Below are 13,347 nucleotides of genomic sequence, written 5' to 3' on the forward strand. Positions count from 1 at the left end.
TTTGGAAGTCGCGTATACGGATGCCCGCTGACCTGGCAACTCCCCGACCCGGGTCGGAGCGCGATGGGCTCCGCTGTTCCCCGTGGTTCCCCGCACGATCGGACACGGATGGGCCACGGACACCTTCTGATCCGTAGCTCTAGAGAGATCGGTCAACGAGGGTCATAGAGGCCGCTGGCCGACTGAATGAGCCGGTCGCCAGGCAGAACGCTGGCCAACTGGGCCTGCGGCTCGGCCGATCGTCCACTGAGCCCTGGCGCTGGCGGGGCTTTCCCGTGATGTGGAACCACATGGAGACGCTGCCCAGGGAGACCGCGCACGGCGCCCGGTCCAACGCCCGCGCCAACACCGCTGGGCCACACCCGTACTTCAGGCCCGCGATATCACGTGCGGGCGTGGGGTGGGGGCCTGCTGTGGCGCAGGGGAAGATGCGTACACTGTCGTGACTTTGAGCGGACCGGGTACCGGCCGCCGGCGTGCTCCCCTTCCCCCCACCATGGCCGGCGTTGAGCGCCCGGTGCGCTCCCTTCATGGGGAGGAACGGGTGGCTCAACACCCTCACAGACGCGGCCGTCTGCTGGCCGCGGCTATCGCGACCGTGCTCGCGGCAACCTTCGCTGGTCCCGTCGCCTGGGCGGACACCGCCGCGCCAGGACCGGTCACCGCGCCAATCACCCTGCCGGCCGAGACCGTTCCGGCCTCCGTCGACCCGGGCCAGGTCGCGGGCGTCTCCTCGTCCGGCGTCCTGCACGGCAGTTACGGGAACAGCTACGCCTGGACCGACTTCGCCTCCGGGACGACCACGCAACTGGCGTTCCCGGCCGGCACCCGGGACGCCCGGTACGCCGGCAACGGGCTGGTGGCGTTCTACGCCAACGGCGCCAGCGGCACTCCGCTGGTGTTCGAAAGCCTTTCCGACGGCAGCCGCCAGACGGCCTGCGACTGCTACGTGTACGGCGCCTTCGCCGGAAAGGCCCTGGTGTCCAACCACGGCAGGGGGCTGGCACTCGCCTCGCCGGACGGCACCCTCACCCCGGTCGCCGCGCCGACCGGCGCCGTGTTCAGCAGCTCGGTCTGGGGCGGCGGGGACAACGATCACATGCTGATCGGCTATGAGCAGAATGGCGCCCAGTACTACTTGTGGATCAACGCTGACGGCAGTAACTCCGTGATCGACGCGTCCTCGCTGCCGGGGACGGGACAGTTCGCTGTCGGTGACGGCAAGCTCGTTTTTCTGAACGCCGCCGGCGACGTCCGGGTCTTCGACGCAAGCGACGTCACGGCGTCCCCGGTGTCTGTCACCCTGAGTCTGCCCGGCCCGTCCCGCCCGGTCGGCGTGGTAGGGGACAACCTCATCGTGGTCACGTCGGCAGGGGGTTCCGGCTTCACGTTGTCGGCGCTCCCGCTGAACGGGGGGCCCGGCCAGTCCCTGGGCACCGGATACCCGGCCACCGTGCCGCCCACCGATCAGGAGTCCCCGGACGGCAAGGTCGTGGTCGCGCAGACATCGGCGTCCGGCACGACCATGCGTGTGCTGACCGCCGCCTCCGACGGCTCCGTGGTCTCGACCGCGATCGCGGACTTCCCAGTGACCACCTGGCGGCCGGACGCCCTCGCGCTGGCGAACGGGGAACTGGACGCCGCCTACACCAGCCCGTACACCCCGGGCAGTTCCCGGATGGAGCACACAGAGCTGCCCGTCGATGCCGCGGGGACCACGGGTGCGACCACCTCACTGACTGCTCTGCCGCAGGGTGACGCGCTGTTCGCGTCCGTCGACGGCTCACCGGTCGAGGTGGACACGGCGAACGGCGACATCATTTCGGGCGCCGGGTCCAAGTTCTCCACCGGCCTGTCCGACCTGCGCGATGTCCAGGTGGCCGGTTCGACCGAGGCGTTCAGCGGCCTGACACCGGCAGGGACCCGGATCATCCAGGTCGGTACGGGCGTCGAGGCGGAGGAGCGGCCGTTCAGCACGTTCGCGCTGTCCGCGACCACCCTGTGGACCCAGACCGCGCCGGGCACGGTCACCGGCGTCAACCTGAACACGTCCCCCTCCACCGCCCCCGCGCCCGGCACCTTCACCGTCGCGGACTGCCCGCTGTCGGTACTGCGGGCGAACGGCCCGTGGCTCTACTGGGCCTGTGCCACGGCCGACGGCGGCGCCGGGGTCTACAACACGGTGACCCGCACGTCGGTGCCCGTGCCGTGGACCGCCGACGGGGACACCGCGCTCGGCGACGGGTTCGTGGCGACCGCCTCCGGCAGCACCCTCAGCGTCACCGACGTCACCAGCGGTACGGCGCAGACCCGCAAGGTCGCCGACCTGACCGACCCCGTGCTGGGACAAGGCTGGACCGTCGACCCGTACGGTGGAGGGATCGCGTACGCGGGCAGCGACGGCACGGTGCACGTGGTGCCCAGCGGGGTGTCGCCGTCCGACGTGGCCCTGTACGGCCAGACGACCGGCGTCAGGAGCGACGGCACGGGGTGGCGGGGCACGTGGCAGGTCTCCCGGCCGATCGCCTCCTGGGCGCTGACCGTAACGAGCTTGGCCACCGGCAGGGTCGTCAGCACCGTCGCCGGCGGTCCAGCCCGCGCGCAGTTCACCGCGCAATGGGACGGCACCGAGCCGGGCATCACCCGGCCCTCGATCGGGCCCTACACGTGGAAGATCACCGCACGGCCGGCCGACGGCCGGGGACCGGACGCCACCGCCACGGGTACGACCCTGCTGCCCGGCGGCGCACCGGCGTTCCACGACTTCCAGTCGGCGAACGGCCTGCCGGACACCTTCGGCGACATCCTGGTCCGCACCTCGGCGACCACCTTCTCCTACAAGGACAGCACCGGAAACGGCTCCTTCATCCCGCTCAAAGACAAGTCGACCTGGCCCGCCGGCACCACGGTGGTGCCGTTCGGTCCTCTGCGCGACCGAAAGACCAACGACGTGCTCGTACGCACGCCGTCCGGTGATCTGCGCGTGTACTCGACCCTGTCCAACGGCAACGCCTACACCGACCTGGGCACCGGCTGGAACCAGTTCAAGTGGCTCGGTTACACCGGGGACGCCAACGGGGACGGGTACCCGGACCTGCTGGCGTGGAACGCGTCGAACGGCAACCTGTACCTGTACCCGGGCAACGCCCAGGGCCGGTTCGGGGCGCGGACGCTGCTGCGCACTGGCCTGGCGTACAGCAAGCTGATCGCGGTCGGGGACGTCACCGGTGACGGGGTGGGGGACCTGCTGGCGTACGACTCCAAGCGGAACCTGTGGCTCATGGCCGGCAACGGCAAGAGCAACTACGCAGCGCGCAAAGAGGTCTTCGCCGACTGGGGGCAGGCATACAACACGATCACCGGCGTGGGCGACGTGACCGGTGACGGCAAGGCGGACCTGCTGGAACGCGACTCCGCCGGAAATATCTGGGTCAACCCCGGCCGCGGAGACGGCACGTTCGGCGCACGAATCAAGGTTGGCGCCGGCTGGCAGAACTACCAAAATCTCTACTGACGGCCACACGGCGCGGGGCCGGAGGACAGCCCTCCGGCCCCAGACCTACTCCAACCAGGCCTACACCGTCGGCTGACCTCGCGCTTGCCGATAACTGGATGTCAAAGGCCCCGGACCAAGATTGGTCCGGGGCCTTTGACATCCAGTTATCGGCGGGATTCGCACCTGCGACACTCGCTTTAGGAGTTCGATCCGAGCCTGCTCCGGCGGCGGTCGTCGGCCGGTGTGACAGCCGGACCGAGACGCTGGTGTGCGTCCCCGTTCGGCGTCGTTGATGTCAGCCGTGGATGTCAGCGACCTCCTGGTCCGTAGCTTTGCAGAGATCGGTCATTGAAGGTCATGAAGGCTGCTGCCACGCCCAGCCCTCAGCTCATGGCGTACGCGTTGTACACCGTGGTCGTCGAGCTGTCGCCGTGGGTGTCGGTGACCGTGGAGCGCAGGCCGACGCGGCCGGATGACGGGTTGTGGACGGCGATGGTCCAGTTGCCGCCGGACGGCTTCGCGGTGGTGGCGTGCCAGGTGGCGCCGTTGTCGGTGGTGTACCAGGCATGCACGGACTTCACGCTGTCCGACAGCTGGCTCACTGTGCTGTCGTCCGTGCCGTTGCGCTGCATGCCGAGGACGACGGTCGTGGTTGACCCAGGGGCCGCCTGGTTCCTGGTGTTCAGAGCGTCGGGCCAGAACCGGGTGATGTAGTCGCGGATCTGGTCGTTCTTGCTGGGGTCCGCGTAGAAGTGCAGGGTGAGGCTGGAGGTGGTCGACAGTGAACCGGACGGCAGGCTGCGTCGGCCGACTTCACTGATCGTGTACCAGCCCGCATCGGGGATCCGCGGATGCGCGTCGATGCCCTCCGAGTGGGCGTAGGCGTGCGAGTAGAGCGTCTTGCCCGCGTGGGTCAGCGTCACGGTGCCGGTGGCAAGCGTCCCGCCCTCCGGCAGGGTCGGGTCGGCGAACGGGTTGATGGACCCGAAGTACAGCTGGTGGTACCAGGTGTTGGGCAGCCGCCCACCGGGCCCCCACACCGCGTGGCCGAGGGTCAGCGAGGCTGTCTTGCCGGCCGCGTAGTTGTGGAACCCGTCGAAGACGAAGTCGTGGCTCTGCTGGCCTACCTCCCATTGGCCGGGCGGGAGGTGAGCGGTGAAGTAGTTGGGCAGCTCTCGCTGGAACTGGAGTGAGTTCGTGGACATCGAGCAGCTGTCGGTGCTCGTCGTCGCCTGGTAGTCGAACGAGAACCGCGCCTGTCCGCTGTCGGGGCCCGAACGGGCGGACACCTTCAGGGCAGTCAGCCCGGACTGCTTGAGCGTCGCGGACATCCCGGACGGCACGCCGCCCGTGTGCGTGGCGGACGCCAGCCAGAAGTCCCCGCCGGTCGCCGATTGCGGCTGGTACGTGGTCCCGTAGGACAGCTCGTACGCCTTACTGCTTGTCGGGATGACATACAGGTCACCCGCCGGCGCCGACGTGCCCATGTTGGCGGGGCCGTTGTCGGAGGTGCAGACGTACGCGCTGACCGTGTGGTCGTATCCGTTGCCAGGGTTCGGGCTGAGCGAGACATTGACCGGGCGGCCCTGCCGGGCGTCGAAAGTGGTCTTCGTGGCCCCGGAGACCGTCACACTGTGACCGCCGACGGTGGCACGCTCGTCTCCGGCATCGCCGAAAGACGTGACGAGCTCGTAGCTGCCGTCGGGAAGCGACGTCGCCTTGTTGCCCTCGATGATGCGGAAGTCGAACGTTTTCGGGTTGTAGACCTCCACTTGGGCGTAAACTGGTTTGCCGCTCCGGTCCAACGTCGTGACGGTGAGTGACCCGGTGGCTGTTGCCGACGCCGTTGAGGCGCCAGCCAGGACAAGTGACGCGAGTACGGTGCCGACACTCGCGGCTGCTGTGGTTCGCCGCATCAAACCCCCCATAGGTGCGCGACAAAAACGAGTCACCGTAGCGCACGGGGGAAACGTCGCCATCACCGGCCTCCCACCGGTGAGCGCCGAGGCCGCTTCCCGGCTCGTACCGCGCGCCTGCGCCAACCGTGAGCCGACCGTCGCACTGAGGTCAGTCGTCCGACATGGCGCGCCGCCCGTACCCGGGCGTCGGTCACATGCAGGACATCAGCTTGGGAAGCTGCGGTCACTTGCGGCCGGTTCGGGCACTGACCTGCGCGGACATTCACGGTGAGGCCTTACCGGGCCAGACCGCTTTCACCGTGGTTCCCCGCTGTTCCCCGCTCGATCTGGTGCGCTTGTGGTGCGGACGCGTGGCGTCAGGGGCTCTGCTCGCGAGGCGCATTGTCAGTGCCCATGGCTAGGGTCTCAGACGCGCGGTCGGCTTCCGAGGTGTCCAACTCTGTAGAGCAGCTGCATCCCCGGCTCTGTTGGGGGTGGCCCGGGCACGACCCGGGACCTAACCAACGGTCGGGCTTCGTCGATGGCTAAGGAGAGACCTGCCAGCGCCGGCCGCGCACCGAGCAGACGCACGCTTTCCAACTGTGTTGGTGGGGCGGTGGGCTGAGTCCGGGCGCGTTCACCGGCGTTCATGGACGTCTTGGCCTCGCGTCGTACCGGACTCGTGGTCTCGTCTGAACAGCGGTGAACGGGTCTGAATGAGACGGAAACTGAGACGAGCCGATGAAGGCCCCTGCCGCACGACGCCCCCGCGGAGTCGCGCGGCAGGGGCTTTGCAGTTTATATGTCGCAGTTGCCAGAGTTTCAGAACGGCGTTTCTTTTTCCAGATCCAGCAGGCGTTGAGCCTCGGACTTCATTCCAGCGTCGTTGAGTACGCGAGAATAATCCGCATGCTTTCCCCTGGGTACCGCTGTCAGTAGATAGTGCAGCAGACCCGTTCCGGGAGTACACGGATCGCTGGCTCGCCTCGCTCACGACTGATCTGACAAGCCGGGCTGCCGTCGAGGGTCGGTTGCGCCTGCACGCACTCCCCTACCTCGGCACCCGCCCCATCGGCTCCTTCCAGCCCGAACACATCCGTGACTGGAACCGCCAGTTGGAAGACGCAGTGGCGTCAGCCCAGTACCGGCGCCTCATCTTCGACGCGGTCTCCTCCGTGCTGAACGCGGCCGTGGATGACCGCCTGCTGCCCTCAAACCCCTGCCGGGCCCGATCGGTCAAGGCGCCCCGTCCGACGCCGACACGCGTGCACCCGTGGTCTGCTGAACAAGTCTTCGACGTACGGGCTGACCTCCCCGAGCGCTACCGGGCCATGGTCGACCTCGGCGCAGGATGCGGCCTGCGACAGGGCGAGATCTTCGGCCTGGCCGTCGACAACATCGGGGACCTGGGCTGGCTGTACGTCCGCCAGCAAGTGAAGAAGGTTCGCGGCACGCTCGTCTTCGCCCCGCCCAAGCGCGGCAAGCTCCGTGACGTCCCCCTCGACCCCGAGGTGTCGGCGGCCCTCCGCGAGCACATGGAGCGCTTCCCGCCCGTCGAGGTGACCTTGCCCTGGCTGACACCGACCGGCCCCAAGGTCACACAACGCCTCGTCTTCACGAGCGGCATCGGCTCAGCGATCTGGAGCCAGGGATTCAACGACCAGGCATGGAAGCCTGCGCTGGCCTCCGCCGGCATCATCCCGACCCCGGAGAAGGGTGAGCGCTACGCGGCGGCCCGCGAACACGGCATGCACGCCCTCCGCCACTTCTACGCCTCGGTACTCCTGGACGCCGGTGAGAACATCAAGGCGCTGAGCCTCTACCTCGGCCACACCGACCCAGGGTTCACCCTCCGCGTCTACACGCACCTCATGCCGTCCAGCGAGACGCGGACCCGGAAAGCCATCTCCGCGATGTACCAGGCCGCCGGTCACGCTCATGACGGCCCGGAGACGGCCAAGGCTGCCTGAGTTGGCCCCTCATCGGTGGGAAACCTGCCGATGAGGGGTTTCTTTGTGTCCTGACTCGGCGAACCCATGATTGCCGAGCCAGGCCAAGAATCAGGCTCCGGCGATGGTCCGGCCCGGCATCGGCTCCGCAAGCGCGGCCCTCCAAGCTGGTGCGCCGAAGGGGTCGGCGAAGTACTGCGTCTCGTGCACCACGTGCTGGTCAGCGAATTCCATGATGCTCAACGAGTACGAAGGCACACCGTCGTAGGTGATGACGCATTCGCTCACCCACAGATTGGCATGGCCGGTGATCCGCTGGACGGTGAAGTGCCGCTCGGCCGGGTGCCCGCCGCGTTGCGCGGAAATCGTCGCGCGGCCCCGGAACCGCTCACCTGACTGCGGGTAGTCCAGAATTGCGTCCGTGGCGTAGATAGCATGCTCGGCTTCGGTGTTCCCGCGTTCCGAGGCCCGCCAGTGCTCCTCGATCGCGGCCCTGGTCCGGGAGTCAGCGTCCATGGCACCGTCCTTCCATAGCGGTGCCAGCCTAGGCACTCCGGGGCCGCAGCCCGCCCGGGGCCAGGCGGACATGGGCTGCTAAGTCCTCCCTTTGGCCGGATTGGGGGGGGCGGCCGACTTCCCTGGCAACGGTGTCGGGTTACCACCTGCCCGTCATGCATGCCGATCTCGGCCTCTGAAGCGTCGCGGGTAAGCCACCCGCAATCGGCCCCTGAAGCGTCTCCCCCCGACCGACGGCCCACAGACGGCCCAAGCCGCCTGACACGGCCCCTCATTGGCGAAGAAACCGCTGGTGAGGGGCCCTTTCGTGCCCTCTCCTGGCAAGTAACACCCCATCTTGCCGTACGGCCACCCCTGTGCGGAAACCCGTAAAGGGCGGAGGCTCTGACCTGGGGCTTTACCGGCATCTGCCGATGGTGTGGCCGGGCGGGGCGGTGAGCGGCTAGAGGCCGGCCATCCGGTCCACCGCGTCCTTGGCCTCCTTCAGGCCGGCGCCGGTCATCTCGCGGTACGCCTTGATGGCCGCGACCTGCTTGCCCTCGCGCACCAGCGCCTCGACCCGATCTCGCTGCGCGCGCTCCTCGTCCGATTCCTCCAGCCCCAGCCGGTCGGCGACCAGAGCGAGCCGGCGCTCGATGCGCACCAGCCGCTTGTCCATGCCGGAGAGACGGCTCTGGACGGCCGCGATACCGGCGAAGAGGCCCAGTACGAGGAAGAGTTCCACTATGTCCATGACAGACGATCCTAGATCGATCCGGGAGGCGGAGGGCGGCCGGCGACACACGGGGCATCAGGGCATTACATACCGTATTCGTTGCATAGCATTGTGTGAGTAAGAGGTCGACGTCTTCGGAGCGCAGAAGGCGGGAGAAATGATCGGGCGAAGAGACCTGCTCATGGCCGGGTCCGTCTGTGGGGCGGCCGCGCTCTTTCCGGCGCCCGATGGGGCGGTGGCGCTGTCGGAGGAAACCGCGGGGGCCCGGAGGGTCGCGAACGGCGGCAGAGTCCCGGCTCCCGCCCTGGACCCCACGACCATCCCGAAATACGTCACGGAGCTGGTGATCCCGCCGGTGATACCGCAGGCTCGCCGCCCGAAGGGGCACGGCACCGGCTCGATCGACACGTACGTCATCGGCGTGCGGCAGTTCGCCCAGCAGGTCCTGCCGCCCACCCTGCCGTCCACCACCGTGTGGGGATACGGCTCGCTGGAGGACGAAAGGACGTTCCACTACCCGTCGTTCACCATCGAGGCCACGGCCGACCGGCCTGTCCGCGTCACGTGGGTGAACGATCTCGTCGACGGTGCGGGCCGGTTCCGCCCGCACGTGCTGGCGGTCGATCCCACCCTGCACTGGGCGAACCCGCCGGGCGGCAGGACCGGGCGTGATTCCCGGCCGGTGTTCGCCTCGACGCCGGGGGTGTACACCGGTCCCGTGCCGATCGTCACTCATCTGCACGGCGGCCATTCCACCGAGGAGAGCGACGGCCACACGCAGGCGTGGTATCTGCCCCGCGCGAACAACACCCCGTCCGGATTCGCCACCGTGGGCTCGTTCTACGACGAGTTCCGCGAGGAGTCCGCCCGTGCGCACGGTGTGGCATGGGAGCCGGGCACCGCGACCTTCCAGTACGCCAACGACCAGCGGGCGACGACTCTCTGGTTCCACGATCACGCGCTGGGGATGACCCGGCTCAACATCTACTCCGGACTCGCCGGGTTCTATCTGCTGCGCGGCGGCGAGTGCGACCTGCCCGAGGGGGCCTTGCCCGGACCGGCTCCCGCCGCCGGTGATCCACCGGGCACCCGGTACCACGAGATCCCGCTGGCCATCCAGGACCGTTCCTTCCACTCGGACGGCTCGCTGTTCTACCCCGCGAGCCGGGAATTCTTCGACGGGTTCGCGGGGCCGTACCTCCCCACCACGGACGTGTCCCCCAGCTGGAACCCCGAGTTCTTCGCCGACACCATGGTGGTCAACGGCCGTACCTGGCCGAAGCTCACGGTCGAACCCCGTCGCTACCGGCTGCGCTTCCTCAACGGATGCAATGCCCGGTTCCTGATCCTGAAGATCGCGGACAGTCCGGCCGCCCGTCCGGCGCGTTCGGCCGTGCCGTTCTGGCAGATCGGCAACGAGGGCGGGTTCCTGCACGCACCGGTACGGCTGGAGCGGCTGCTGCTGGCCAACGCGGAGCGGGCCGACGTCGTCGTCGACTTCACCGGGATCCCGGAAGGCACCGAGCTGTACCTCGTCAACGAGGGAGCGGACCAGCCCTTCGGACGGGGTGAGCCGGGAGTGGACTTCCCCGTGGCGGATCCGGCCACGACCGGGCAGGTGCTGAAGTTCGTGGTCGGCCCGCTGGTGAGCAGGGACAGGAGCGTCCCGCCGGAGCGGCTCAGGCTGCCCGGGCGCAAACCGCTCGGCCGGGCGAGCGCCATCCGTCGGCTGTCGCTCAACGAAGTGACCTCCAGCAGCCCCCTGGTACCGCCTAACTCACCGGTCCACACCCTGCTCGGCATGCTCGACGCCGTCGGCGGTCCGGCGCTGCTCGGCTGGGCCGACCCGGTCACGGAGAACCCGAGGCTGAACGCGACCGAGATCTGGGAGCTGCACAACTTCACCGAGGACGCCCACCCGATCCACATCCACCAGGTGGCGTTCGAGGTGGTGAACCGGCAGCCCTTCAACGGATCACCGGTTCCGCCGGAGAGCTGGGAGCGCGGCTCCAAGGACACCGTGATCGCGTATCCGGGAGAGGTCACCCGGGTGAAGGCCCGGTTCGACATTCCCGGTCGCTTCGTCTGGCACTGCCACCTCGCCGAACACGAGGACAACGAGATGATGCGGCCGTTCCACGTCGGAGGCACGGGTCGGTCACGGTTGACGGGTTGACAGGGCAATCGCGGTTGACGAGGCGTGCGAAGTGATCCGAAGCCGACCCGAAGCCGTCGAGCCGACCGGCTGCCGCCCTCTCGGGCGGCGGTGGTCATGAGCCGTCGGTCTGTTCCCGCTTGCGCAGGACGACCAGGACCGCGCCGCCGATGACGACCAGGCCGATGGCCGCGCCGGCGATCAGCGGCGTGATCGCCGAACCGCCCGTCGTGGCGAGGTTGGTGTCGGGGGCCGTGGTGCCGCCCACCGTGGCCGGGCGGGGGGCGTTGTGGGCCTTGGCCTGCTGGGTCGTGATCGCGCCCTGGGTCTTGCAGTCGAGGACGCCGGTGAAGCGGTGGCTGAAGCCGTTCGGGCCGGTGATCGTGAAGTCGTAGGCCTGGTCCTCCTGGAGCGGGACCGACACCGTGCGGGTGGCGCCCGCGGGGACGGTGTGCTCGGCGCCCATCAGCTCGAAGGTGAAGGGCTTGTCGCCGTTGTTGGACGCGATGATGTCCACGGCGCTCTTGGCGCAGTTCTTGTGCGCCGACACCGCCGGTATGGCGCCCTCGGCCGCCCACGTGGCACTCGCGGTCGCCGAGACCGTGGACTCGCTGGAGCCGGCCAGGATCTGGGTCTGGCTACGGCTGTCGGAGGCGAAGGCGCGGCCCACCGGCACGGTGGTCGACGCCTGTACGGTCAGCTGGGCGGTGCCCTCCGTCGCGGCCTCGGGGACGTCGAAGTACAGCTGGCTGCCGTTCTTCGCGGTGGTGACCGCCTTGCCGGTCTTGTCGGTGATCCGCACTCCGCTGATGGCCGCGTCCGCCGGCGGGCCGACCGCGACACTGGCCGCGTTGGTGTGCACGGTCACCGGTCCCAGCGGAGCGCCGGGCCGGCCGGAGACGGCGGGCGGGTCCAGGGTGAGCGAGGCCTGCGGCTCGGCGAGAGCGCGGGCGCTCCGGTCCAGGTAGTCGGCGAGCTTCTCGGCCTGCGGGTCGACGGCGTCGACCTTCGCGCCGTCGGAGTACCGCCAGATGGCCACCTGGGTGCCGGCCGCCGCGTCCTGCTCGGTGAGGTTGCCCGCACCCGCCTTGCGGGCGAGTGTGACCAGGTCGTTGACCTGGGGATAGGAGTGCTGGAGGATCCAGCGGACCTTGCCCGCGTTCTTGTTGGTGCCCAGCGAGGTGCTGCTCCAGGGCGTCTCCTGGTACGGGGCGTCGCGCTGGGTCGGGGTGCGCAGGTCGACGCAGTACGTCTGCAAGGTGCCGCCGCCGTCGACGGACATCTCGAACAGGCCCGCCTCCACCCGCTGGTCGCCGCCGGTCTCGTGGACCACGGCCTCGCCGTACGTCTTGAGGCCGTTGATCGTGGCCGTCGCGCCGCCCTGGGCCTGTGGTGTCCCCTCGGCCGCGGCCGTACCGGCACCGGACAGCACACCGGCCGCCACGATGCCGGACACCGCCGCGGCGGCGGCCAGGCGCTCCGCGAGGGCGGACCGGTGGAACCCAGAGAACGCAGCAAGCACAGAATTCCCCTTCGAGCAGGACCCGTTGGACGTGGGGGGCGGTCCCACCAGCAGAATCGGCGCCCCGGGGGGCATGCCCGGCATCCTATGGATCACGTGGGGCCTCTCCTGCCGGTCGGATGTTCCGATGGTCGATCCGATCCGTAATCGTTATCGCCGGGACCGTCCATGAGCTGGGCATATCGACAAATCCACCGGTTCGTACGGGGTGTTGGGCGTCCGGGCGGAACCGGGCCGCACGACCCGTTTCGGTCACTGACGTCATGTCACCATGGCTGGTTCCTGGGCCTGTTGACGCTTCTCCTGCCCGGCCCCGACCTTGGTCTCGGCCGGGGAGTCCGCGGGGTGCGGTGTCTCCCAGTTCGGCTCCGGCCTCGTCACCGCCGGCTGTGCCTCCGGTTTGGCCGCGCGCACGAAGGCCGCCGTACCGCGCGCGAGGTCGTGGCCGATCGTCACGGCGTCGATGTCGGCCGAGGCCCACTGCTGCTGCCCGTCGCGCACCTCCGTGCGCACCTTCAGCCGGCCCTGGACGACGACGGGCTGGCCCACCTCCACCGACGCGACCACGTTGACCGCGAGCTGGCGATTGGCCCACACCGTGAAGAAGTTGGTGTGCCCGTCCGTCCAGGCGCTCTTCTCCCGGTCCCAGTAGCGGGAGGTCACCGCCAGCCGGAACCGGACCGACGGACCCGACGCCGGCTCCCGGTACACCGGCTGGGTCGCCACGTTGCCCACCACGCAGACCACGGTCTCGTTCATGTCCTCGCTCCCCTCCCCCGCCCTGCCTCCTGCGGCCGACGGGCAGCACGCCTACGGGCCCGTCCCGTACGGCTGTGTCACGGCGACCGCGCTGCGAACCGCGATCGCCGAGACCCCAGACTGCCGCCGCCGGGCCGGGCCCGCTGAGCGCTGTGGAGGACCACCCCGCCTGTGGAAAACTCCGCCACCCACACGGGTGACCGCACCCCGCCGAACCCTGCCCCACCGGACCGCCGGACCCTGCCCACCGGACCACCGGACCCTGCCCGCCGGACCGCCGGACCGCCGCCCCGTCCTCGGCCCCCCTGTCGGCCTCCTCGCCCCCCACCGCCCCCCT

The 13,347-nt window shown here is 69.2% G+C and carries 8 protein-coding genes; 3 read left to right on the top strand and 5 right to left on the bottom strand.

What is annotated here, in order from left to right:
• Positions 1-544: 544 nt before the first annotated feature.
• Positions 545-3,514, top strand: coding sequence for an FG-GAP-like repeat-containing protein (locus ACFC8N_RS02535; protein ID WP_376285652.1), 2,970 nt, complete (start codon positions 545-547; stop codon positions 3,512-3,514).
• A gap of 365 nt (positions 3,515-3,879) precedes the next feature.
• Here the strand turns inward: ACFC8N_RS02535 and ACFC8N_RS02540 are convergent, their stop codons facing one another.
• Positions 3,880-5,268: a hypothetical protein gene (locus tag ACFC8N_RS02540; protein WP_376285655.1), complete on the bottom strand. Its 1,389-nt coding sequence runs from the start codon at positions 5,266-5,268 to the stop codon at positions 3,880-3,882.
• Between the two features lie 1,055 nt (positions 5,269-6,323).
• Between ACFC8N_RS02540 and ACFC8N_RS02545 the strand changes: the two genes are divergently transcribed.
• Complete coding sequence (locus tag ACFC8N_RS02545) at positions 6,324-7,364, top strand: tyrosine-type recombinase/integrase (RefSeq protein WP_376286249.1); 1,041 nt, start codon at positions 6,324-6,326, stop codon at positions 7,362-7,364.
• Between the two features lie 90 nt (positions 7,365-7,454).
• Here the strand turns inward: ACFC8N_RS02545 and ACFC8N_RS02550 are convergent, their stop codons facing one another.
• On the bottom strand, positions 7,455-7,859 hold the full coding sequence (locus ACFC8N_RS02550; protein ID WP_376285658.1) for a nuclear transport factor 2 family protein: 405 nt from the start codon (positions 7,857-7,859) through the stop codon (positions 7,455-7,457).
• Positions 7,860-8,301: 442 nt separating this feature from the next.
• Complete coding sequence (locus ACFC8N_RS02555; RefSeq protein WP_376285661.1) at positions 8,302-8,592, bottom strand: ribosomal protein L7/L12; 291 nt, start codon at positions 8,590-8,592, stop codon at positions 8,302-8,304.
• 139 nt (positions 8,593-8,731) lie between these two features.
• Between ACFC8N_RS02555 and ACFC8N_RS02560 the strand changes: the two genes are divergently transcribed.
• Positions 8,732-10,750, top strand: coding sequence for a multicopper oxidase family protein (locus ACFC8N_RS02560; RefSeq protein WP_376285663.1), 2,019 nt, complete (start codon positions 8,732-8,734; stop codon positions 10,748-10,750).
• A 94-nt stretch (positions 10,751-10,844) separates the two neighbouring features.
• Here ACFC8N_RS02560 and ACFC8N_RS02565 read toward each other — a convergent pair whose 3' ends face one another.
• A complete protein-coding gene (locus ACFC8N_RS02565) occupies positions 10,845-12,203 on the bottom strand; it encodes a Cys-Gln thioester bond-forming surface protein (protein ID WP_376286252.1) in 1,359 nt (452 codons plus the stop codon).
• 309 nt (positions 12,204-12,512) lie between these two features.
• Positions 12,513-13,010 carry a single-stranded DNA-binding protein gene (locus ACFC8N_RS02570; RefSeq protein ID WP_376285666.1) on the bottom strand — a complete coding sequence of 166 codons (498 nt, stop codon included), beginning with the start codon at positions 13,008-13,010 and terminating at the stop codon, positions 12,513-12,515.
• Positions 13,011-13,347: the final 337 nt, after the last annotated feature.

Source organism: Streptomyces sp. NPDC055966, from assembly GCF_042269865.1.
GTDB lineage: Bacteria > Actinomycetota > Actinomycetes > Streptomycetales > Streptomycetaceae > Streptomyces.